Genomic DNA, 22,709 nt, shown 5'->3' with positions numbered 1-22,709 from the left:
ACGTCACTGCGATTATGCACGTATGTCCCTGTCTGATGAATGCTCTGGAATCGAAGCATCAGCTTCAAATCGTTGGAACAATGATCATGAAGAAGTTCGCGCCAATCACGCTTGTTGCTATTGTCTTGTCGGCTTGCACCGCTACCGCGGTAGAACCCATCCCCGGCAGCATAACCTATCGCGGCCAGCCGCAGACCCGACTGACCAAGGCTCCGGTCGGCAGTACGTTCACCCATCGCTTGATCGACCAATATGGTCGAAGAGCCGAAGAAACCTACGTCATACTGCCCGATCGTTCGGTGAAGCTCATCCGCAGACGTTCCATCGAATTCGATTTGTTTCGAGATCGGTAGCCTTGCCGATCCGGCGGAACATGATCGCCAGTCCAGGGCGAGTGTCATTGGCTGGCTTAACGACCGGACGCCAGAACTGATGACAGAGAAGCCTTGCAACCTATGAACGAATGCACGTTGCAAGGGAAAGACTTGAAGGTTTTACCCTCCGCGACACTTGTGCAGAGAGCATGCTTGTGGCCTTTCTGCGCAAACCAGTTCCATAGGGAACCGGTTTGCGATGTTGCCGCTTTCACTGGCCTTTACGCCAAGGTGCGAATGTCAGGTTCGCGATCCCAGTAGCGCATGCCGGCAGCGGCGATGAAGTCGTCATCGAGACCGACAATCCCTTCGCCGTCTTCAACCCCCGCCTTATTCAGGAGTGGCTTTGCATCGCCATTGGCGCCGATCGCCTTGAGGTGACCGAATGCATCCATGACAAACTGGACCGCGGCGGCCTCTTTCAGCAGACGCGTGCATCCGTCCGCCGAAAGCACGATCGCCACAGCATCGAAGATCTGCGACGGAGATCCCGCCAGCTGGCCGTCAGCCTTGATCGCCTTGCCGTCGGACAATACGATTTTGGCGACTTTCGGCGCGACAACAAAGGCTGTGGCTCCAGCTTTTTCAATGTTCGCAACAAGGTTTTTCAAAGCCTTTGCATCACTGCCATCAGCGATCAGAATGCCAATCTTGCGTCCCTCTATCGTGTTTTTCATGTTCTTGTGAATCGAAAGCGCCGACGATGGATCCATGTCAAAGGGCGCGCGTGCGGCGGGATTTTTCTTCGGCACAGTGATGCCCAGACCGTCGGCAACGCGTCTTGCCAGTTCCGGATCAACATTCAAGAGATTTGCCACCATACGGGGTGCGACTTGCTCCAAAGCCACTTTGGAAAGCTCGAAGACAAAAGATGAAGCGATATGGGCCTGCTCGGACGGCGTTTGAGACAGCCAAAACAACCGAGCCTGGCTATAATGGTCGGCGAAGAGCTCCGGGCGGATCCGCAACTTGTTACCTTCCTCATCAATTCCGGTGCTGCGTTCGAGTGTGCGGAAACCGGTGACAGGACATTCACGCGGCCCACCGTCTTCGCCATGCGCCGAGAGGCTGTTGGGTTCATAGTTGGCGCGGCCTTTCGGCACGTTCATCTGCATCTGCCCATCCCGCTGAAAATTCATCACGGGGCATTTGGCGGCATTGATCGGCAACTGGTGGAAATTCGCCGTACCCAGCCGCGACTTCTGGGTATCAAGATAGCTGAACAGGCGGCCCTGAAGCAGAGGATCGTTGGAAAAATCGACACCGGGCACGATGTTGGCAGGGCAATATGCCACCTGCTCGGTTTCGGCGAAAAAGTTATCCGGGTTGCGATCCAGCACAAGGCGTCCCACGATGCGGACTGGCACCATCTCTTCAGGAATGAGCTTGGTGGCATCAAGCACATCAAAGGGCAGACTATTGGCGAAATCTTCATCGAAGATCTGCAGCCCCAGCTCCCACTCCGGAAAATTTCCAGCAGCAATCGACTCGTAGAGATCGCGACGGTGGTAATCATTGTCAGCTGCTTGCAGTTTCAGCGCTTCGTCCCAGACAACGGACTGCAGGCCCAATTTCGGCTTCCAGTGAAATTTGACGAAGCTCGATTTACCTGACGCATTGATTAAGCGGAATGTGTGGACACCAAAGCCTTCCATCATTCGAAACGAGCGCGGAATGGCGCGATCGGACATAGCCCATGTCAGCATATGGGTTGTTTCCGGCATGAGAGATGCCCAATCCCAAAATGTGTCGTGGGCGCTGCCCGCCTGCGGATAGGCACGGTCAGCCTCCATCTTAACGGCATGCACAAGGTCGGGAAACTTCATTGCATCCTGGATGAAGAAAACCGGGATGTTGTTTCCGACCAAGTCCCAATTGCCCTCCTTGGTGTAAAACTTGACCGCAAAACCACGCACGTCGCGAGGCGTATCCACCGAGCCGGCACCACCGGCAACTGTCGAAAACCGAACGAAGACTGGGGTCTTTTCGCCCGGTCGCTGGAAAAGATCGGCCTTGGTCAATTCTGAAAGGGATTCGTAGATCTCAAAGAAGCCATGTGCACCCGAACCCCGCGCATGCACGATACGCTCGGGAATTCGCTCGTGATCGAAGTGGAAGATCTTCTCCCGCAGGACGAAGTCTTCCAACAATGTTGGTCCTCGACTACCCGATTTCAGGCTGTTTTGATTGTCGGAAACACGGATCCCCTGATTGGTCGTCAGGTGCCCTTCGGAATCGTGAGCACCTTTGCTTGGAATGTGCTGGTGAGTTTCTCCACCATTGCCAATATCCGTGTCGATATTTTTGTCCACCATTGTCGCCTTGCCTCCCTGTTTGGCGAGCGTCTTTATTGTCGCTCGGTCCGGCTACGGATTTTTTGAAATATCCAGCCGTATCGTTTTTCCTATTTGCACCCGCCTGCGCCTGGAATGATCCCCAAACGGAGCGCTCAATTCCGAGGGCAAATCGTGCAGCGATGCCAATTGATCTGTGTGACCACGCCAATGCGTAACCCCGGCGGACCCTGTTGGTTCCGTGAGATTAAAGCGGTGCGCAGCAAAGTTTGGGACGCTTACTTGCAACGGCACAGGGCGGAAAAAATCCGCCGCTCCACCGAAAGTCGTACAGCGCTTTCACGGTTCAAGTTGGGGAACCTATTCGTATCCGCGGAGTTTTGCTGCCACGGCAACTGTGAACACATGCCGGTAAGATGAGGAAATAACATGAAAAAGATTGTTTTCGTGGCTGCGCTTCTTGGCGCATCAGCCTTTGGCGCCCATGCTCAGACCAGCACTGCTCCGTCCGCCGACGGCGAGACGCCAGCGATCGCCACGCCTGATCAGACCAATCCGACAGCCCCGGTCGCAGGTCAAAACAGCTTCACCGAAGCACAGGCCAAAGAGCGCCTTGAAGAGGCTGGTTATTCGAACGTGACCGATCTCAAGCTTTCAGAACAAGGTGTATGGCAGGCCTCCGCCAGCAAGGACGGCAAGCCCGTCAAGGCCAGCATGGATTATCAGGGCAACATTGTTGCTGAGTAATCGCGTTTAAAAAAGACAACGAGGAAACACCAAGATGAAAAACATTACCGGACTTTTTGACGATTATGCGGATGGCCGTGCCGCGGTTACGGCGCTGGAGGCTGCTGGCATCCCTTCGAACGACATCAGCATCGTGTCCAACAACGCCGCCGGGCAGACAGTTGACGATCGTTCTGACGTTGGCGAAAAAGCCGGCGCGGGCGCGGGTATCGGCGCCGTCGTCGGTGGCGCTGGTGGCCTGCTCACCGGTCTTGGCCTAATGGCAATCCCGGGCGTTGGCCCGGTCGTTGCCGCAGGCTGGCTTGCCGCAACCGCTGCGGGCGCGCTTGCAGGTGCAGTCGCCGGTGGCGCTGCTGGCGGCCTGATCGGCGCATTGACGGATTCGGGCGTTCCGGAAGAGCACGCACACGTCTATGCCGAGGGCGTGCGCCGCGGTGGCACTCTGGTGACCGCCAAGGTTGACGACACGAAGGTGGATGAGGCAAACGCTATCCTGAAGCGCTCGAGTTGGGTTGATCCCGTCGAACGCCGCCGCGCCTATACCGAGCAGGGCTGGTCGACGTTCGATGACAAGCTGGCGCCGTACGATTCGGCAGCGGTGCAGCAGGAGCGCGACCGCTACCGGCGCACGGGCCTCTGACTGAAACCGGCTCGCCATCACGGCGAGCCGGTTTTTTCTATTCCAGCCCTTGCCGGTTGAAACCACCTTGCCGAGCGTTTTGGCCATCGGTGATGTCGGAACTGGATCGCCAAAACGGGTTGCGGCAGTGGCGAGCGAAGGTGCAAATCTCTTCTCAGATCAACGCAGCGCTAAGCTCCATGAAGCCAAAGCGCCGAGATTTGGCTCATTGCCTGATCATGGAGCCGGCTGAGCAGTTGGCTTGGCCGACAGTCCTAGAACGCATGAGAACCTGCTTTTCGACGCGAACCGTGATCGCCGAGGTGGCTTCTCAGCCTTTCTCGATCAGCATTTCTATGGCTTTCACGGCAATGGGATAACCCGTGGCGCCCAGGCCGGCCATCACCGAGGTTGCCGTCATCGAGACATAGGAACGATGATAAATCGGCTCCCGCTTGTGCACATTTGAAATGTGAAACTCGATGATCGGTCCCTTGAACATCTTCAATGCGTCGAGCAGGGCGATCGAGGTGAAGGTGAAAGCGGCCGGATTGATAATGATCGCCGAGCCTTCATCGATGGCCTCATGCACCCATTCGATCAGGCGCTCTTCGCTATTGGTCTGGCGAAATTCGACGGGTCGGGTCCCGGCGGCCTCGCGGCACCAGCCCTCGATTTCCGCGAGCGTGGTATGGCCATAGATTTCCGGTTCGCGTTTGCCCAACCGGTTCAAGTTCGGGCCATTGAGAATATAGAGCGGTTTCAGGTCGGTCATAATGTTCTCGTTTCTCAGCCCTGGTATCCGAATTGCCTCGGCAACCACAGGACCATGTCGGGGACGAATGTGATGATCATCAGGCAGACTACCATCCAGAACAGGAAGGGCAGCGCATCGCGGATGATGTCCTTGACCGGAGCACCGGAGATGTTGGTCATGATGAAGAGCAGCAAGCCATAAGGCGGCGTGACGAGGCCGAGCATGATGTTGACGACGACCATGACCCCGAAATGCACCATGTCGATGCCGAGCGCCTGCGCCGTCGGGATAAAAACCGGCACAATGATCAGCAGGATCGCGGTGCCTTCCAGCACGCAGCCGAGCAGCAGCAGGATGACGTTGACCAGGATCAGAAAGCCGATCGGCGAGAGGTCCCACCCTTGGAGGATGACTCGCAAACTGTCGGGGATATTCTCGACGGTGACCACATAATTAAAGACCAGCGAACCGGCAATTAGCATGCCGATCGACGCCGTCGTCTTGGAACTGACCTTCAATGCGTCATAAAAGGCGGCAAACGATATGCTGCGATAGATGACGATGGAGATCACCAAGGCATAGGCGGCGGCAAGAGCTGCGGCCTCTGTAGGCGTCGTGATGCCGCTGTAGATGCAGCCGAGCAGGACAACAGGCATCATTAGCGCCGGAAATGCCCGCCAGGTGATCATCGGGATGTCCCGCAGTGGAACAGCTTCCTCGACGGGGAAGTTCTTGCGGCGTGCGGTGATAGCCACCTGCATCATCTGAAGGCCTGCCATCAGCAGACCGGGCACCATGCCGGCGAGGAAGAGATAACCGATCGAGGCGTCGGAAACGAGGGCATAGATGACCATCGGGATTGACGGCGGAATAATCGGTCCGATGACAGAGGTGACTGCCGTGAGCGCCGCCGCGTAGCTTGGCGTATAGCGATTGTCCTTGGTCATCATGTTCTGCATCATCTTGCCGCTGCCGGCCGCATCGGCAATCGCCGACCCGGACATGCCGGCAAAGACGATGCTTTGTACGATGTTGACCTGCGCAAGTCCCCCGCGAAACCGCCCGACGAGCACATTGCAGAATGTCAGCAGACGCTCTGTCATCGAGCCGATATTCATGAACTCGGCCGCCAGCACGAAAAGTGGCACGGCAAGGATGATGTAGTTCGAATACATGCCGTTCAGAAACTGTTCGGCAACGGTCCCCATGTCGGCGCCGATCATGAACAGGTACAGAATGGAGCCAACCATCATCGACAGCCCAATAGGCAGGCCTAGAAATGCCAACGCAGTGATGGCGACGATGGCAAGGGAGAAGGGGCTGGTGAGGTTCATACGCCGGAGCTCGCCTTGGTGGGATCGAAGGCTTCGGGGGCCTTGCCGCGAATGGATTGAATGCCGAGCCACATGTAGCGGATGATCATCGCGACGGCGAAAACGACATAGATGGAATAAAGATAGTCGAAGCGGATTTTCAAATAGGCCGTCTTCTCCACCTTCATGAATGAGACATAGTCGATGACCGCTGGAAGAGAGACCCCAAAGGCGATGATCAGCGCGGCAGCCATGATGATCGTCATCACGCGACGCGCCCGGTCGGAGGCGCTTGCCCAGAAGAAGTCGAAGCGGATTTCTTCGCTTTCCCGCACCACGAAGGCAGAGCCGAAAAGCACGATCCATATCCACAGCGCGACGCTGACTTCATGGGTCCAGCCGATGGACAGGTTCAGTCCATAGCGAAAGACGATCTGCAGAAGAAAGACCGCAAACATGCCAAAGAGCATGAGGCAAAGGATGTTCTCCGCCCGCTGACGCAGCCATGCACCGAGCGTATCGTATTTTCCAGACATGGGGTTCTCTCCTCAATCGCACAGGTCCCGGCCGACCGGGCTTTCGGTCGGCCTGAACCCCGTGGCATGCGCTGCTTCTCCCCGAAACAGCGCAGTGTTCAGCCTAAAGGCCGGCAACTTTTTCAAGAATGCCTTCGGGCCAAGACTTGGCAAGATCGGAGGCGAGGTATTTTTCCTGGGCGAACTTGCGGAAGGCAGCAAGGTCTGGCTCGTAGATCTCGAGACCGCCCGCCTTGAACTCATCCATCAACGCCTTTTCCTGCGCCAGGTGCTTCTCCTGGCTAAAGGCCATCGCCTTGTCGGCTGCAGCTTGGAATGCGGCTTGCTGTTCGGGAGCCATCTCGTTCCAGACCTTGCTGGAAATCGTCAACAGGTCATAGCCGATCAGATGCGATGTCAGCACAATCTGCGACATGACTTCATAGAACTTCATGTTCTTGACGTTCGGAAGCGGGTTGTCCTGCCCATCGATCGCACCGGTCTGAAGGCCGGTATAAACTTCGGCATAGGCCATTGGCGTCGGATTTGCACCGAGCGCCGTTCCGAGGAACTGCCAGGCGTCGCCACCGGGCATGCGCAACTTGATACCGGCCATGTCTGCGGGCGTGCTGATCTTCTTGTCTGTCTTCAGACCCACCTGGCGGGCACCGAAATAGGTTGGCCCGAGAATGCGCACGCCAAGCTGGTCTTCAGCCATCTTCTTGAACTGCGCGCCGGTCTCGCTTTCGAAAAAGGCGGTCACATGGGCAGCATCACGGAAGAGATAGGCAGATGTCAGGACAGACCATTCCGGAATCTGGTTGGAAATGTCCTGCGGGGCGATATTGCCCATTTGCAGGTTGCCACGCTGGAGTGCGACGAGCTCCGTGCCCTGCTTGAACAGTGTACCGCCATAATAGGGCTCAAGGGTAAAGCTGTCCTTGATCGCCTCGGCAAAGGACTTCGTCATCTCCGCGCGAATGTCCTGCTCCGAAAAGACGGCCGAGAACTTGAGAACCGGCTTATCCTGCGAGAAGGCCGGCATGCCCATGGCCACCGATGCAGCGATGGTTGCGCCAAGAAGGTAGCGCCGTGTGAGTTTGAACGTCATGATATGATCCTCCACTGGCCGACCGGCCCTGCCGTCGGCTCTCCTCCAAAGACCGATTTCCCTCCCGGAACTCGGCATCTCCAATATTGTACGAAATGGTTCGTTTATGTCAAACGCCGACCAGTTCGCCTATCCCTGTTTGAATGTCCCCCTTCCATTATCTCCTGTCAAATAACTTTTGTCATAGATTTTGTTGACTATCGGATATACTTCAAGCCTCAGGAGGCGTCATGAACCGATACGACAAAGAGCGTTTGGAGACAGCCAGCGAAATGGCTTTTCGCCTTATTCGCGAGGACATCATTGCTGGCAAACTGGCTCCTGGCCAGAAACTCAGGCTTGAGCAGTTGAAGGACAGCTATGCGGTCAGCGTCTCGACACTGCGCGAAACGCTGTCGCGCCTCGCGTCCGAAAATCTTGTGCTTGCCGAGGGCCAGCGGGGATTTGAAGTCGCGCCGGTTTCGATCACCGAACTGGAAAACCTCGGCGACCTGCGTCTTCTTCTGGAAAGCCACGCCATTGGACTTTCTTTCAAGGCAGGCGACCTTGATTGGGAGGCACGCGTCGTGGCGGCACATCACAAGCTCGCCGCGATCGAGCGCCAATTGCTTCGGGGTGATCTCGCGCGAACCGTCGATTGGGTGCGGTTTGACTGGGAGTTTCATCAGGCGCTTGCCTCGGCCTGCGGCTCCGCCGTACTCATGGATGCCCTGTCCTCCACATTCGACCGCTTCCTCCGTTACCATCTTCTGGCCAAGAGCTTTCGCGGCAAGCCGGTGACGGACGATCACCGACACCTGCTTGATCTGGCCATGGGTCGCGACGTGGACGGTGCGCGTGCCATGATGACGCAGCACGTGAGGAGCGGCATAGACCACGTTATCAAGAGTGGTCTCATTGCCTGACGCGGCAAACGGGGCCGTTCGATCAGAGCGCATTGATCCGCTCCAGCATGCCGTCCGGCCAGGACGTCGAAAGGGGGGACTTCAGATAGGCTTCCTGCGCATAGGCACGAAAGGCCGCGACATCCGGTTGATAGATATCAAGCCCCTGATCCTTGAAAAAGCCGACAAGGTCTGCCTCCTGCTTCAGATATTCCTGGGTGCTCCAGGCAAAGCCTTTGCTTGCGGCATCGCGCATGGTCTGCTGCGCTTCCTTCGATAGCCCGTCAAACACCTTTGAACTGATCAGAAGCAGGCCGAAGCCTATATTGTGACCGGTCAACACAATCTGGTCCGTGACCTCGTGGAACTTCATCAGCTTGTTGTTGGGCAACGGGTTATCCTGCGCGTCGATCGCGCCGGTCTGAAGGCCGGTATAGGTTTCCGCATAGTCCATCGCGATCGGGTTTGCGCCGATCGCCTGGCCTAGGAACTGCCAGCTCTCGCCGCCGGGCATGCGCAGTTTCACTCCCGCCAGATCTTCCGGCTTCATGATCTTGCGATCGCCCTTGAGATTGACGTGACGAGCGCCATAGTAGGCTGGAGCCAGGATTTCGACGCCGAGCTTCTCACGGGCAATCTTGCGGAAATCCTCACCGATATCGCTATCAAAGATCGCGGTGAGATGGCCTGCGTCCCGCACGACATAGGCGGCACCCAGAATGTCGAATTCCGGTGCCTGCTTGGCAAAATCCGAAGGTGGCAACATTGCCATTTCCAGATTGCCGCGCTGGACGGCAACCAGTTCCGTGCCCTGTTTGAACAAGGTCGAATTGAAATAGGGCTGGAATTCGAAGTCCGGGCCGATTTCCTTGGCGAAAATATCGACCAGTGCCAGGGAACGCGGAGCATCGGCAGTTGTCACATCGGCAAACCGGAGCCGCGTTGCGGCAAATGCCGGCAAAGGCAATGCGCCAATCGCCAAGGCGGCGGCCGAGCCTGCCAGAAATTTCCGTCGTGTTGTCAGCATGATCATCCTCCCAGATGGCGCGTCTCGCGCTGTTTATTGAGCCGTCTCAGATCGCGAAGCGGTTCTCCGCAAACCCTTGTGCAATGCCTTCCACCGCGAACAGACCGCCCGCAAGCGGTTGCGCCAAGCGCTGTTCGGGCGTCAGGAATTTCGCCGCGGTGGTGATGTAGAGGGTGCGGAGATCTGCCCCGCCGAAACACACGCAAGTCGGGTTGCTCACCGGCAGCGAGATGACGGTGTCGATGCGCCCATCCGGCGCATAGCGCACCACGCGGCTGCCGGCGAAGAACGCAGTCCATAGTCCACCATCCACGTCGAAGCAGGCGCCATCCGGCCGCTCGCCAGTCATCGCATAGTCGGCAAAGATGCGCCTGTTGCTGATCGTCCCGTCCACGGGATCCATATCGAAGACAAAGCTTTGGTGGCGACGGGTATCGGTAAAATGGAAGCGCCGCCGATCCGGCGAAAAAGCAATGCCATTGCTGACAATGACGTCACCTAAGATGCGCGACACGGATCGATCCGGATCGACGCGGTAGAGTGCGCCGCTTGGCCGGTGCAACAGGTTGTCCATCGTGCCGATCCACATCCGCCCCCAGGGATCGACCCGGCCGTCATTCAGTCGATTGTCCAGATCGTTCTCGATGTCGACAAAATGGGCCAGCGAGCCATCCGGCGCACGCACCAGCAGCGAAAGATCCCGCGCAAGGAGGTGGCCGCCCGAGGCGGTCAGCGCCTGACTTCCAAGATAGACCGCCTCGCGATCAGGGAAGATCTCGTGAAAACGCAGGGCCGGATCGAAGCTTTGGAGCTTGGGCTTCTCGATATCGAGCCACCAGAGCTTTTGCGTCCGATCACACCACAAGGGCGTCTCGCCAAGCTGGTCAACAGGTCGAAGTACGCATTCGACCCGGTCAGCGCCAATTGTCCTCGTGATGCCACTGTCCATCGCTCAGCTCCTTGGCACGCCGGCTGGGCGAAGGTTCTTTTTCAGCGCTGCGATACGGAAGATCGCGTTTGCTGCGCCATAACCGCGATAGCCACGCCGCTCAACGATTTCGAGGAAGAAGCCTTCACCATAGGTCGGACTGTAGAGCTGGAAGTATTCGCCGTGGTCGTCGCGGTCATACAGGATGTTGTCCGCCTTCAGCCGTTCGGTCAGTTCCGGATCGAGTCCGAAACGCGCCTCGACATCGTCATAATAATTCGGGGAGATCTGAAGCGGCTGAAAGCCATTCGCCTTCAGCGTTGCGGCGGTCGCAAAGATATCATCGGTCGAAAAGGCGATATGCTGGACGCCGGAGCCAAAATTTTCCGCAATGAAGTGGCCGGCAAGCGTGCGGCGGTTCTCCGCTCCGTTCATCGTGACACGGAGCGAACCGTCGCTGTTCTGGATCACCTGACTTCGCACGACCCCGGATGGGTCGATGATGTCGACGACCGGCGACTTCTCCACGTCGAAAATCGAGCTGTAGAATAGCAACCAGGTCAGCATCTCCTCATAGGCAACCGTCTGTGCAATGTGGTCGACACGCAAGAGACCCGCCGGCACGATCTTGCCGCCGTCGTCTAAAGGCTCGAAATCGATTTCCCAGATGCGGCCGCGATCGGCCTTGCCGTCGAGAAGGTAAATGAGCCCGCCGCCGACACCGCGGACGGCAGGGATCTCGACTTCGCCCTGTCCGACTGCTTGACTAAAAGGTTCAGCACCAAGCGCCACTGCCCGCGCCATGGCCAGAGGGGCGTCGTCCACCAACAGGCCAACAGCATAGGCCGAGGTACCGCGCACCGCATGGGCGGCACTGGCAAAGCCGACTTCCTCCGTGTTGACGACAATTCGAATCTCGCCCTGTTCGTAAAGATCAACGCATTTAGAACGGTGCCGCGCCGTCCGGGAAAAACCCAGCGTCTGTAGAATGGTGGTCAGCGCTGCCGCGTCGTCGGCATCGGCCGAAAATTCGATAAAGCCGATGCCTCTGACAGGAACACGTTCCGGCATGGGGGCGAGCGTCAGGCCTGATGACGCAGGCCGTCGACGAACCTTGTCGCCCAGATAAACCAGTGAACGGTGCCCGTCGGCCGCAATCGCCGTGGCCGAGCCGCCGCGGAACTGGTCGTTGAAGATCTCAAGGGAAAAATAGCCGTCATAGCCCGTTTCGGCGATCGCTGCGGTGAAGTCGGCAACGGCTAGGTCGCCTTCGCCCGGCATGTTGCGGAAGTGCCGGCTCCAGTAGAGCAGATCCATGTCGATCAGTGGCGCGTCCGCAAGTTGGACAATAAAGATGCTTTCCTTTGGGATCGAGCGGATTGAATTGATATCGATCTTTCGGGCCAGTGAATGGAAGCTGTCGAGAATTATGCCAATGTTCGGATGTTGGGCCCGGCGTACGATCTCCCAGGCGTCGCGATGATCGTATATGTGGCGGCCCCAGGCCAGGGCCTCGTAGCCAACCCTCAGTCCACGTTTGGCCGCACGCTCGCCCAGTTCATGAAAGTCAGCCGCGGCCCTGTCGATACCACCGAGCGAGACCGGCGAGACGTTCGAACACACCAGCACCAAATCTGTCCCGAGTTGCTGCATGATGTCGAATTTGCGCTCGGCCCGGTCGAAGGTGCGGGAGCGATGTGGCTCCGGCATGCCCTCGAAATCGCGGAAGGGCTGAAAAAGGGTAATCTCCAGCCCATGGTCGCGCACCATTTTGCCGACATCGGCCGGGCTTCCGTCAAAGGCCAGGAAATCATTCTCGAAAATTTCGACGCCATCGAAGCCTGCGGCAGCGATGGCCGCCAGTTTGTCCGGCAGTTCGCCGCTGATCGAAACGGTGGCGATCGACGTCTTCATCCCAGCACCTCCGGACGAATTTCCGCTGCATCACCCGTGCCGGTCAGTTCCCTGAAATGGCGCATCATGCGGTCAGCATCCGCTTGGCGTCCGGCGAACAGACCAAATGCACCCACCGCCTGAAACACGGCCATGCCGCCGCCGTCAATAACACGGCAACCGCGCCGACGCGCCTCGACAAGGAGCGCCGTTTCAAGCGGGAAATAGACCACTTCGGCAACCCACTGGCGGGCATCCAGCAAGGCAGCGTCGAGCGGCAGGCCGGGATAACTTACCATGCCGGTGGGCGTCGAATGGATCAGACCCGAAGCGTCTGCCATGCTGGCGGCCAGATCGGTGCCAGCGCCAATCCGGGCAGCTGGGAACCGCGTCTGCATGGCAGCCACCAACGCTGAAACACGCTGGCGATCTGGATCAAATATGGTCACGGCATCCGCGCCGAGTGTCAGGATAGCATAGACGGTCGCTGCCCCCGCCCCGCCTGCGCCGAGCTGAACGACATGTGCAAGCTCGGCATCCGGCAACCGCCGGCGGAAGGCCTCGGCGAAACCCCACCAATCGGTATTGTGGCCATGACGCTTTCCATCGCGCAAGACGACGGTATTGACGGCACCCAGTGCCGCTGCATCGTCGGAGAGGCTGTCCAGAAGAGGAATGACCGACTGCTTGCAGGGATGGGTGATGTTGAGACCGGCAAAACGATCACGTTCCGCCTGATCGATCAGCCCGGCAAGGCGCTCGTCGCCACCGCCGCCGGCATCAAGGTGCTTGAGATCGAAGAGGTCGTAGCGATAGGCAAATCCCTGGGCTCGCGCCTCCGCCATATGCATGGCCGGTGTCAGGGACGCCTGGATGCCGGCGCCAATGAGCCCGGCACGCATGATTGTATCCGACTTGTCCATCCCACACCCGCTATCCACCCAGTGCTGTCGCTCCAGCGGATATTGCGGCCTCTATGTCCTTTCCGGCCGAAACCGGATCCTCACTCCAACCTCAGGAATAATGTACGAACTAGTTCGTGTCAATTGAGTGCAGTTGAAACGCCGCGTCGTCCCGCCTATGAACGGTGGATAGGTTCGCGCGCGCTTCAGGGACAGCATGCGGCCACCGAACGACGCCCGACCTGGATGCTGTTGAGATGCCGAAGCTAGAGCGCAGTACGCGCAAGAACGACCCCGAAAAGACCAAAGAGGATATTCTGAACGTCGCGACAGAGGAGTTTGCCTCCCATGGGCTGTCCGGCGGCCGGGTGGATGCGATCGCCGAGCGCACGCGCACGTCCAAGCGCATGATCTATTACTACTTCGGCAGCAAGGAGGATCTATACCTCGCCGTGCTCGAGAAGGCCTATCGCAAGATCCGCTCTCTCGAAGCCGACCTGGAACTCTCCGGCATGCCGCCGATCGCGGCTTTGCGCACCCTTGTCGCCAGCACGTTCGACCATGACGAGCATAATCCCGATTTCGTCCGTCTCGTCAGTATCGAGAACATTCACCAGGCAGCCCATATGCAACGCTCGAGTGAGATCAAGGATCTCAACATCTCGATCATTCGCACGCTTCAAGAAATTCTCGAGCGCGGCAAGGGCGACGGGAGTTTTCGGCGCGACATAGATCCCATCGACCTGCACATGCTGATCAGCGCCTTCTGTTTCTTCCGAGTGTCCAACCGCCATACGTTTGGTACGATATTTCGCCGCGATCTTTCGGAACCGGCACTTTACGACCGGCACAAGCAGCTCATTTCCGATGCAGTCATCAGCTACTTGTGCAGTTCATAGAAAGGGTTGTTCGGCAACCGTGTCGAGCAATGTCCTGAACAGGTCGGCATTCCCGTCACCATGTCGCGGCAAGATGCGGCGAGGCCACGAAGCTCCCAGGCAAACTCGATACGGGCGGCGGCGTACAAACGCTTTCCTGCAGGTAAATCAGGGCGTTCATGAAACCATGCCGCGAAAACGGCTTCGGTATCACGCCGTGTGCGCCGGCAAAGTCGTCGGGGATCTTCTTGGGGTTTGCTGTCACGAATACGATGATTGTGTTCGCCCAACGCTGCCGAATATGGGCACAAACTTCCAAGCCGGTGCTATTATCTGCAAGCTGCATATCGACAAACGCGATATCCGGCGCGCCGCCCGGTGCCAGGGATTTGACGTCGTGAAGTGATCTGGCTTCCCCGATGACAGTATGGCCAGCATCTTCAACCATCATTTCCACGTCCATGGCGAGCAAAGGTTCATCTTCGACAATCAGCACCCTCAACGGTGGTTTCGGCCGTTCCATCCATCAATTCCGATCATGCAATACGAGGGTGACGCGGGTCCCAGGATGACGATTTGACCATGCGACTGTCGCGCCGGTTTGTTTTGCCAGTCGGTTGATCAGCGTTTGCCCAAGCCCCGATGACGGCTCGGAGACCATGCCGACACCATCATCATCAATTACAATCGTTGCGTCACCACCATGGCACTGCCCCGTGATTTTAATGGTGCCGGGCCTGCCGTCCGCCAGTCCATGCTTGATGGCATTGGTGAGGATCTCGTTCAGGACCAGGCCCAGGGATGAAGCCTCGCCAGCTTCAACCAAGATCGGCTCCACCTCGGTGTCCAAGGCAATGTCACCTCTTCCGCTTGATCCTATAATGTCTGTGGCAAGTCTGACAGCAAACTCGGCAACATCAAATTTGGTCACGTCACCAGACTGATATAGCGTCCGGTGAACGGTCGCCAAGGCATCGATGCGATCCATCATCGCGTCGAGCTTCGATGCGAGAACGGGATCGCCTATTCTTCGCGACTGAAGACGCAGGAGCGATCCGATCATCGTCAGGTTGTTTTTGACACGGTGATCGACCTCATGAAGCAGCAATGTCTTCGCTTCCAGCGCTGCCTGCAACTCGGCCGTCCGCAACTTCACCTCATTCTCGATCTCGTCCCTCTGTTCGCTTACTTTTTCCTTGGCCGAGACATGCTTGGTCACGTCGAGTTGCGAGGCGAAGAAGAACTGGATTTCGCCGTCATCATTTCTGACCGGGCTCAGATAGAGCGCATTCCAGAATGTCGATCCATCCTTGCGGTAATTCAGGATTTCGACCGAAACGCTTTCTCCATCCGCGATCGCCATCCGGATTTTCTCGACCTCGGCGGCATCAGTATCCGTTCCTTGGAGGAAACGGCAGTTGCGACCGATCACCTCGGAATGATCATAACCGGTCAGGGACTGGAAAGCCTCATTGCAAAAGACAATCGGATTGTCAGGTTGCGACGGGTCGGTAATGACCATCGGCATCCTTGTGGCGCGCACGGCGGCAGCGAATGGATCGCCCCTGCCGTGGGAATAGTGCAGCCTGTCTGTCAGGTGCCAATCGTCTCTCTGATCCAAGGGTACTCCACCTGCTTTGATGAATCTTGATTTTCAGTCGCTCGAAACGCCGTGGATGAAGCGTTTGTTCCAAACCACCCTGTTCCAAAGCAGAGATGTTGACGTTTATTGACAGTGCAACACGCAAGTGGCAGTGACAATTATGATCGATCGTCAGCCACGCCATGTCCCGCTCACTCCCGAATTCGAGGAGTTCATCACGAATAGCCTGGCGTCCGGCGACTTCGTCGATGCCAGCGATGTCGTGCGCGCCGCGCTTCATGCTCTTCGTGATGCGACTTCAGCCTCGCGGCCCGCGGCATTGCCCGGCTGGCCAATCGGCGGCGGTGAATGCGGCGCGTTGATCCGGGAGAAAAACTGGGCCGCCATCAGTCTGGGGCCTGTCGAAACCTGGTCGCATGAATTGCGGGCGACCGTCGCCAACATCGTCAACTCTCCCGTTGCCAAAGTGCTGATGTGGGGGCCAGACCACATCATGCTCTATAACGACGCTTACAGGGAGATCGCCGGAGAACGGCACCCGATGGCGTTGGGCACACCGGTAGCGCAGGCATTTCCTGAGGTCTGGGACTGGAACCGCCCCATTCTTGAAGCAGGCTTAAGGGGCGACACCACATTCCATCGCGATCAACCGATTGTCTTCCAGCGTTCGGGCGGTCCGCAGACGATGTATCTCGATCTGTTCTACACGCCCGTCTATGATGTGGATGGCAGTGTCGGTGGCGTGATGTGCACGATCATCGACAACAGTGCCCGTATCTCGGTGGAAACCCGGCTCGCTGCCCGCGAAGCGGAATTGCGGCGTGTCACCGACGCAGTGCCCATGCTGATCTCCTATGTCGATCGCGAGCATATTTACCGCTTCGCGAATGCTGCCTACCGGGACTGGTTCGGCGTCGACCCCGCAACCATGGTTGGCCGGCATGTGCGCGAAATGATCGGAGAGGCCGCCTATAGCGACAGACAGCCGTCGATCGACCGCGGACTGGCTGGTGAAACCTTTTCATCCGAAACCGATATGCCGCGAGGAGACGGTTCGGTTCGACGGCTTGAGGTGCGCTATGTGCCACATATCGAACCGGACGGATCCATTCCCGGCGTTCATATTCTGGGGATCGACGTCCAGGAGCGGGCGCTTCGTCAGGCTGCGCTGGAAATCAGCAATGGCCGGTTTCGCATGGCGATGGACGCTGTGCATGGAATTCTCTGGACCAACAGCGCAGATGGGCAGATGGTTGGCGAGCAAGCGGGCTGGTCTTCGCTCACAGGGCAGACGCCGGACGAATACCGCGGCTACGGCTGGTCAAACGCTGTCCATCCGGATGACGCTGCAGCCAGCGTCGTCGCCTGGAACACAGCGGTTGCCAACAGAACCATGTTTGTCCACGAGCACCGGGTTCGCCGCTATGACGGTGCCTGGCGGCAGTTTGCAATCAGGGCGCTTCCCATTTCGAACGCATCCGGCGAAATCGTCGAATGGGTTGGCGTTCACACAGACATCACCCATCAGCGCGCCGCTGAGGCCGCATTGCGCCAACAGGCCGAAGCGTTGGCACGGCAGGTGCAACACCGCGAGCGCGCAGAAGAGCAGTTGCGTCAGCTCAATGAGACCCTTGAGGCGCGCGTTGTTGCAGAGATCGACGAGCGCCGACAGGCGGAAGCGAAGCTCGCACAGTCACAGAAGCTGGAAACCGTCGGCAAACTGACCGGCGGCATCGCCCATGACTTCAACAACCTCTTGCAGGTCGTCTCGGGCAATCTTGCCCTCTTGGCGAAAGATGTTGAAGGAAACGAGCGGGCTGAAAAACGAGTCGTGAACGCGATGGCCGGCGTCAGCCGCGGTGCCAAACTTGCCAGCCAGCTTCTTGCATTTGGCCGTCGCCAGGCCCTTGAACCGAAAGTCGTCAATGTCAGCCGCTTCGTCCAAGGCATGGACGATATGCTGAGACGCGCGATCGGTGAGGCCGTCGAAGTGGAAACCGTGGTTTCCGGTGGCTTGTGGAATACGTTCATCGACCCAGCCCAGATCGAAAATGCGCTTCTCAACCTGGCAATCAACGCCCGTGACGCCATGGACGGCCGCGGCAAACTGACGATCGAACTGTCAAATGCGCACCTGGACGATAGCTATGCGCGAACGCATGACGAAGTGACCCCAGGCCAATATGTTCTGCTCGCGGTCACAGACACCGGATCCGGCATGCCGCCAGAGATCATCGAGAAGGTCTTCGAGCCATTCTTTTCGACGAAGGCCGAGGGCAAAGGCTCCGGACTTGGATTGTCGATGGTCTATGGCTTCGTGAAACAATCCGGCGGCCATGTGAAGATCTATTCCGAAGTCGGCCATGGAACCACGATCAAACTTTATCTGCCCCGTGCCCACAAGGCGGAAGACGTGGAGGTGACTGTTGACCATGGCCCGATCGCCGGCGGCACGGAAACGGTGCTCGTCGTTGAGGACGATGATCAGGTGCGGGAGACCGTGGTGGCACTGCTGGTGGATCTTGGCTATCGCGTGCTGAAAGCCGTCGATGCTGGGAGCGCGCTCAATGTCATCGACAGCGGCATCCCGATCGACATTCTATTTACCGACGTCGTTATGCCCGGGGCCCTGAAAAGTCCCGAACTGGCGCGCAAAGCCCGTGAACGATTGCCAGACATCGCGGTGCTTTTTACGTCCGGCTACACCGAAAACTCGATCGTACATGGCGGCAAACTCGACGCCGGCGTCGAACTGCTGTCGAAGCCTTACACCCGCGACGCCCTGGCCCGTAAATTCAGACACGTTCTCGGCAACCAGCGTCAGCGTGGTCGATCAAAGCCATCCGAGCTCCAACCCAGCCATGAAAAGCCAGCCGCAAGCTGTGAGATGACTACGCAGCTGACCATCGTTCTGGTTGAGGATGACGCACTCATCCGCATGAACACCGCTGATATACTGCAGGAGGCCGGGCATATCGTTGTCGACGCAGGCAGTGCTGAAGAAGCCATGACCGCACTTGAAACCGTCGCGTTCAACGTATTGGTGACGGATGTGAACTTGCCGGGTCTATCGGGCAAAGAGCTTGCGGAACGTGCTCGCGCCCTGCGGCCCTCCTCTGCGATCGTGTTCGCGACAGGGGATACGTCTCAAGTCAGTGCGCAAGGCGGCGCCATGGTTCTCGGCAAGCCTTATAGCGCAGCCCAATTGCTGGCTGCGGTTCGCTCCGGTTGGCTACAAAACGCCTGAGCCTGACCATGTGGAAAGTCTGATCCATGCAACGGACAGGTCACACGCCCAGTCGAGCATTGTGCTCTTGCGGCAACAGAACAGCACGCTGCTTGATCGAATTGTCATATGCCTTGCCGGTCGCAAGCCGACTGCCCTATAAGGCGCGATGACTTCTGATTCAAAGATTTTCGTCGGCCTGAGGTCGACCCGTAAAAAACCGGCGCCGCATCGCGAGACGAGTGGCCCGAAATGCCAATGGGACGGTTGTGACAAAAGTGGCAGCCATCGCGCACCCGTCGGACGGGATGCGGAAGGGCAATACATCCTGTTCTGTTCCGAGCACGTCAAGGAATACAACAAGGGTTATAATTTCGCCACGAACCTGTCAGACCCGGTGACGGCCCGCTATCAGCGGGAAGCTGCAAGCGGCAGCCGTCCTACCACTGGTACGAGCAAAAAACCGCCTTCTGAAATGCCCCTTCCTTCGACCGCCCGCTCCGGGTCAGCCAAGGCGATCAACGCTCGTAAAACTGCGGCTCAACGTCAAGCGGCAACGGCAGAACTTCAGCGGCGCACACTCAAGGTGCTGGAAGCAAAGGCTTTCGAAGCGCTCGGACTTTCGCAGGATGCGACGCCAGCGGAAATCACGGCCCGCTATAAACAGAACCTCAAGCTGCACCATCCGGACGTCAATCTTGGCGATCGCAATTCGGAGGACAAACTGCAGGAATCGATCAACGCCTACAAGATCCTGAAGCTGAACGGCTTTTGCTAGACGGGCGACGCCAGTCCGCACAGCTTCCGGTGACGATCAGTCTAAGGCGTGATCGCCACCCGGACCTGCCGCAATAGATCGTTGACGCCGCGTGGCAAATCCTTGCCAGCCGGCATCAGGCCAAGATCCCTCAGACCTTGCGCCACCTGATGGATGATGGGTTTGCGCAAGCCGCTACGCTCGCAGAAATTCTCGGTGCCGAACACCTGGTCTGGTGTGCCGTCCATCACGATCTTGCCCGTCGCAAAGACGGCAACCCTGTCCGCCCATGCATGCGCCATATCCATGTCGTGGGTTGCCACCACCACCGCGACCCCATTTGCGGCCAGCACGTGCAGGGTTTCGGTGAGTTCCTCAACGCCCTTTGGATCGAGCCCGGCGGTCGGCTCGTCGAGCAGCAAAACCGAGGGAGACATGGCAAGGACACCGGCGATTGCGACCCGCTTGCGCTGACCAAAGCTGAGCAGATGCGTCGGGCGATGCGACAGCGCATCAATTCCCAACGCATCCAACGCATGTGTCACGCGATCCCGGGTGTCACTGGGGGAAAGGCCGAGGTTGAGAGGCCCGAAGGAGACGTCCTCGAACACGGTCGCTGCAAACAGCTGATCATCTGGATCCTGAAGGACAAGGCCAACTCGAGACCGAAGTTCTGTCAGATCTCTACGGCCGTAGCGAACGGGCTTTCCGTCCAGCAGCACATCTCCGGCGGAAGGCCTGAGTGATCCGTTGAGAAGCGACAGCAGGGTCGACTTACCGGCACCGTTGGCGCCCAAGATCGCCAGCTTCTCCTGCCCCCGGATTGCGAGGGAAACCTCATCGAGAGCAACAGTCCCATCTTCATAGGCGAAATGAACCCTATGCGCTTCCAGGATCATCCGAGCCACCACGTCATTGCAGATACACCGATCAAGCCTGCGCCAATCAGCAGCAACCGCGGACCCGACGCCGGCCTTTCGACCGAGATGAAATTCAAGCGGCCCGTGTAACCGCGCGCAGCAAGGCCGGCATCCATCCGTCTGGCCCGGTCAAACACACGCGGCAGCAACGACGCAAGCAAAAGACCGTTGGACCTCAGCATCCGGCGGCGACTGCTATAGCCTAGCCGGGCGCCAAGCGACTGCTGGCCAGCATCAAGACAATCGAGCAGCAGCCAGATCATCCGGAACATCACCATGGCGATATCCGATATTTCGACACTGAGCCCTATCCGCTGAAACAGCTGAAGAATGCTTGACAAGGGTGTGGTCAATGCCAGGAACAACAAGGCTGAGACGCAGACACTGCTTCTCAGCGCGACAAAGAGCGCTTTCTCTATGCCTTCGCCCGGGACGACAGATACGATCGGCACGAAATCGACCGCGGTGACGGAGATCAATTGAGCCACCGTGCCCGTCGTAATGAACAGAAACGGTATGCGCGCCGCTCGCAGGATGTCGCGCCATGCGATACGCGCACCAACCCTCATAGTGGCCAGCATAACAACGAGGAACATCAATTGGCCTGTCCATCCTGCCGATAGGAGTGACGCAGCCATCACCCCGCCGGAGAAAAGGAGTTTTTCACCGGCGGCGTGATGACGCCACCGGTTAGTCTGGGCACAGCGATCGATGGCGCGCATCGGTTACAGTGTATCCGCGGTTTTCTTTGGCGACGTCCTGCGGCCGAAATAGAAACCGACAAGTCCAGCACCCAGCGCTGCCTGCAGGGCAAACAGCAGGCTCTCGATCTCCCCACTCGGCGGCTCCCAGAGCGGTGCCGCCCAAGGCTGGTAATCGGGTTGGATTTCGGTGATTGCAGCTTCGGCCTCACCGTCAGCACCACCGAATTCGGCATCGCCGCCGTGATGAATGACGAGCGGAAGGATTGCCAAGGCAATGACGGCGAACAGCATCCAGAGATTACGTTTCAGCATGATCAGGCCTTTGCGGAGAAGATGTTGAGCGCATTCAGTTCGCCGCGGCTGTAGCGCTGCAGCAGGTTGAACACGATGACGGTCAGCAGGCCCTCGCTGATGGCCAGCGGAACTTGCGTAAATGCAAAAATCCCTAGGAATTTGGCAGCGGCACCCGTCATTCCCGATACCGGATCAGGGAAGGCCAGCGCCAGTTGCAGCGAAGTGGTGACATAGGTTGCAAGATCGCCGACCGTGGCCGCAAAAAAGATCGCCACCGCTCCGCTGAAACCTGCCCCGGTGATCCCCTTGAACAAGCCGTAGGCGACGAAGGGCCCGACGATGGCCATCGAGAATATATTCGCACCGAGGGTCGTCAAGCCACCATGCGCAAGGAGCAGTGCCTGGAACAAGAGAACAATCGTTCCCAGCACGGTGGTCACCGTGGGTCCGAACAGCGATGCGGCCAGACCCGTGCCCGTTGGATGGGAACAACTTCCGGTCACTGATGGAATCTTCAAAGCGGAGAGCACAAAAACATAAGCGCCGGATGCCGCCATCAGCAGTTTGACCTCTGGTTTTTCTCGTACCAGCGTCACGATGCGCCTGGCACCGTAAATCACGAATGGCGCGGAAACCGCGCCCCAGCCAACCGCATGCGCGGCCGGCAGATAGCCTTCCATAATATGCATATAACACCCTCAACCACGCCCGCCGCGTGGCCCGAAAAAGTCACCACGGATGTCGTGGCCCAGCGATGGCAGGTCTCCTGGCTCGCGGGTCATAGCTCGGTCCGCCTTATCAGCCGATCACTTGGCCAATGGCATTCTGGACGTCGCTCACCGCTTACAGTTGCGGGGGCAGCCACGGTCTTGGCCCCTGATGGGTAATCCTCACCGTGTTCCCTTTTCATCCGCCATCCCTTGGTCAGGCGGAACCATCTGGTGAAATTCATAGGCGTGCGGC

Annotated in this window: 22 protein-coding genes, 1 pseudogene and 1 riboswitch; of the genes and pseudogenes, 7 read left to right on the top strand and 16 right to left on the bottom strand. The window is 58.1% G+C overall.

Annotation, left to right across the window (positions count from 1 at the left end; all coding sequences use genetic code 11):
* Positions 1 to 86: 86 nt before the first annotated feature.
* On the top strand, positions 87 to 353 hold the full coding sequence (locus LQ231_RS20865; protein WP_230173695.1) for a hypothetical protein: 267 nt from the start codon (positions 87 to 89) through the stop codon (positions 351 to 353).
* Positions 354 to 595: 242 nt separating this feature from the next.
* Here LQ231_RS20865 and LQ231_RS20860 read toward each other — a convergent pair whose 3' ends face one another.
* Positions 596 to 2,689, bottom strand: coding sequence for a catalase (locus tag LQ231_RS20860; RefSeq protein WP_230173693.1), 2,094 nt, complete (start codon positions 2,687 to 2,689; stop codon positions 596 to 598).
* Between the two features lie 408 nt (positions 2,690 to 3,097).
* Here LQ231_RS20860 and LQ231_RS20855 point away from each other — a divergent pair, with 408 nt between their 5' ends.
* Together LQ231_RS20855 and LQ231_RS20850 are read left to right on the top strand one after the other, a co-directional pair.
* Complete coding sequence (locus tag LQ231_RS20855) at positions 3,098 to 3,415, top strand: PepSY domain-containing protein (protein ID WP_113143605.1); 318 nt, start codon at positions 3,098 to 3,100, stop codon at positions 3,413 to 3,415.
* 34 nt (positions 3,416 to 3,449) lie between these two features.
* Positions 3,450 to 4,055: a hypothetical protein gene (locus LQ231_RS20850; protein ID WP_230173691.1), complete on the top strand. Its 606-nt coding sequence runs from the start codon at positions 3,450 to 3,452 to the stop codon at positions 4,053 to 4,055.
* Between the two features lie 310 nt (positions 4,056 to 4,365).
* Here LQ231_RS20850 and LQ231_RS20845 read toward each other — a convergent pair whose 3' ends face one another.
* The 4 genes from LQ231_RS20845 to dctP (LQ231_RS20830) all read right to left on the bottom strand — a co-directional run bounded on the left by LQ231_RS20845 (position 4,366) and on the right by dctP (LQ231_RS20830) (position 7,730).
* Positions 4,366 to 4,809: a type II 3-dehydroquinate dehydratase gene (locus tag LQ231_RS20845; protein ID WP_230173689.1), complete on the bottom strand. Its 444-nt coding sequence runs from the start codon at positions 4,807 to 4,809 to the stop codon at positions 4,366 to 4,368.
* A gap of 14 nt (positions 4,810 to 4,823) precedes the next feature.
* On the bottom strand, positions 4,824 to 6,125 hold the full coding sequence (locus tag LQ231_RS20840; protein WP_230173687.1) for a TRAP transporter large permease: 1,302 nt from the start codon (positions 6,123 to 6,125) through the stop codon (positions 4,824 to 4,826).
* On the bottom strand, positions 6,122 to 6,640 hold the full coding sequence (locus tag LQ231_RS20835; RefSeq protein WP_230173686.1) for a TRAP transporter small permease subunit: 519 nt from the start codon (positions 6,638 to 6,640) through the stop codon (positions 6,122 to 6,124). The genes LQ231_RS20840 and LQ231_RS20835 overlap by 4 nt, the downstream gene beginning before the upstream one ends.
* A gap of 103 nt (positions 6,641 to 6,743) precedes the next feature.
* The gene (gene dctP, locus LQ231_RS20830; protein WP_230173685.1) at positions 6,744 to 7,730 is read right to left on the bottom strand and encodes a TRAP transporter substrate-binding protein DctP; all 987 of its coding nucleotides are present in this window, start codon (positions 7,728 to 7,730) and stop codon (positions 6,744 to 6,746) included.
* Between the two features lie 230 nt (positions 7,731 to 7,960).
* On the opposite strand from dctP (LQ231_RS20830), the gene LQ231_RS20825 reads away from it, so the two are divergent.
* The gene (locus LQ231_RS20825; protein ID WP_230173684.1) at positions 7,961 to 8,635 is read left to right on the top strand and encodes a GntR family transcriptional regulator; all 675 of its coding nucleotides are present in this window, start codon (positions 7,961 to 7,963) and stop codon (positions 8,633 to 8,635) included.
* Positions 8,636 to 8,657: 22 nt separating this feature from the next.
* Here the strand turns inward: LQ231_RS20825 and dctP (LQ231_RS20820) are convergent, their stop codons facing one another.
* The 4 genes from dctP (LQ231_RS20820) to LQ231_RS20805 are packed head-to-tail and all read right to left on the bottom strand — an operon-like array spanning position 8,658 to position 13,385.
* The gene (gene dctP, locus LQ231_RS20820; RefSeq protein ID WP_356637069.1) at positions 8,658 to 9,641 is read right to left on the bottom strand and encodes a TRAP transporter substrate-binding protein DctP; all 984 of its coding nucleotides are present in this window, start codon (positions 9,639 to 9,641) and stop codon (positions 8,658 to 8,660) included.
* Between the two features lie 46 nt (positions 9,642 to 9,687).
* Complete coding sequence (locus LQ231_RS20815; RefSeq protein ID WP_230173682.1) at positions 9,688 to 10,590, bottom strand: SMP-30/gluconolactonase/LRE family protein; 903 nt, start codon at positions 10,588 to 10,590, stop codon at positions 9,688 to 9,690.
* Between the two features lie 3 nt (positions 10,591 to 10,593).
* A complete protein-coding gene (locus LQ231_RS20810) occupies positions 10,594 to 12,483 on the bottom strand; it encodes a sugar phosphate isomerase/epimerase and 4-hydroxyphenylpyruvate domain-containing protein (RefSeq protein WP_230173681.1) in 1,890 nt (629 codons plus the stop codon).
* Positions 12,480 to 13,385, bottom strand: a complete 906-nt coding sequence (locus LQ231_RS20805; protein WP_230173680.1) for a shikimate dehydrogenase — start codon at positions 13,383 to 13,385, stop codon at positions 12,480 to 12,482. Before LQ231_RS20805 ends, LQ231_RS20810 begins: the two co-directional genes overlap by 4 nt.
* A gap of 236 nt (positions 13,386 to 13,621) precedes the next feature.
* On the opposite strand from LQ231_RS20805, the gene LQ231_RS20800 reads away from it, so the two are divergent.
* Positions 13,622 to 14,263, top strand: coding sequence for a TetR/AcrR family transcriptional regulator (locus LQ231_RS20800; protein WP_113143614.1), 642 nt, complete (start codon positions 13,622 to 13,624; stop codon positions 14,261 to 14,263).
* Positions 14,264 to 14,318: 55 nt separating this feature from the next.
* On the opposite strand, the gene LQ231_RS20795 is transcribed toward LQ231_RS20800, so the two are convergent.
* The 3 genes and pseudogenes from LQ231_RS20795 to LQ231_RS20785 form a co-directional block, all read right to left on the bottom strand.
* Positions 14,319 to 14,765, bottom strand: coding sequence for a response regulator (locus LQ231_RS20795; protein ID WP_113143615.1), 447 nt, complete (start codon positions 14,763 to 14,765; stop codon positions 14,319 to 14,321).
* Positions 14,766 to 14,768: 3 nt separating this feature from the next.
* Positions 14,769 to 15,461 carry a sensor histidine kinase gene (locus LQ231_RS20790; protein ID WP_230174994.1) on the bottom strand — a complete coding sequence of 231 codons (693 nt, stop codon included), beginning with the start codon at positions 15,459 to 15,461 and terminating at the stop codon, positions 14,769 to 14,771.
* A 30-nt stretch (positions 15,462 to 15,491) separates the two neighbouring features.
* Positions 15,492 to 15,764 (bottom strand): annotated as a pseudogene (locus tag LQ231_RS20785) (PAS domain-containing protein); the annotation flags it as partial.
* Positions 15,765 to 16,005: 241 nt separating this feature from the next.
* On the opposite strand from LQ231_RS20785, the gene LQ231_RS20780 reads away from it, so the two are divergent.
* Both LQ231_RS20780 and LQ231_RS20775 read left to right on the top strand, forming a co-directional pair.
* Positions 16,006 to 19,092: a PAS domain-containing protein gene (locus LQ231_RS20780; protein WP_230174993.1), complete on the top strand. Its 3,087-nt coding sequence runs from the start codon at positions 16,006 to 16,008 to the stop codon at positions 19,090 to 19,092.
* A gap of 148 nt (positions 19,093 to 19,240) precedes the next feature.
* Positions 19,241 to 19,849, top strand: coding sequence for a DnaJ domain-containing protein (locus LQ231_RS20775; protein ID WP_113143617.1), 609 nt, complete (start codon positions 19,241 to 19,243; stop codon positions 19,847 to 19,849).
* 41 nt (positions 19,850 to 19,890) lie between these two features.
* Here LQ231_RS20775 and LQ231_RS20770 read toward each other — a convergent pair whose 3' ends face one another.
* From LQ231_RS20770 to LQ231_RS20755, 4 genes are read right to left on the bottom strand one after another with little or no spacing between them, the layout of a single operon-like run.
* Positions 19,891 to 20,727, bottom strand: coding sequence for an ATP-binding cassette domain-containing protein (locus LQ231_RS20770; RefSeq protein ID WP_230173679.1), 837 nt, complete (start codon positions 20,725 to 20,727; stop codon positions 19,891 to 19,893).
* Positions 20,724 to 21,470 (bottom strand): cobalt ECF transporter T component CbiQ, encoded by a 747-nt coding sequence (cbiQ, locus tag LQ231_RS20765; protein WP_290371380.1) that lies wholly within the window; start codon positions 21,468 to 21,470, stop codon positions 20,724 to 20,726. Before cbiQ ends, LQ231_RS20770 begins: the two co-directional genes overlap by 4 nt.
* A 3-nt stretch (positions 21,471 to 21,473) precedes the next feature.
* Positions 21,474 to 21,764: an energy-coupling factor ABC transporter substrate-binding protein gene (locus LQ231_RS20760; RefSeq protein ID WP_230173675.1), complete on the bottom strand. Its 291-nt coding sequence runs from the start codon at positions 21,762 to 21,764 to the stop codon at positions 21,474 to 21,476.
* 2 nt (positions 21,765 to 21,766) lie between these two features.
* Positions 21,767 to 22,435, bottom strand: coding sequence for an energy-coupling factor ABC transporter permease (locus tag LQ231_RS20755; protein WP_230173673.1), 669 nt, complete (start codon positions 22,433 to 22,435; stop codon positions 21,767 to 21,769).
* A gap of 49 nt (positions 22,436 to 22,484) precedes the next feature.
* A riboswitch (cobalamin riboswitch) is annotated at positions 22,485 to 22,700 on the bottom strand.
* Positions 22,701 to 22,709 lie beyond the last annotated feature (9 nt).

The organism is Rhizobium sp. CECT 9324 (assembly GCF_918741265.1).
In the GTDB taxonomy this organism is placed as follows: Bacteria; Pseudomonadota; Alphaproteobacteria; order Rhizobiales; family Rhizobiaceae; genus Allorhizobium.
The sequence above is the reverse complement of the archived record's forward strand: the minus strand, read 5'-3'. Positions and strand labels throughout refer to the sequence as shown.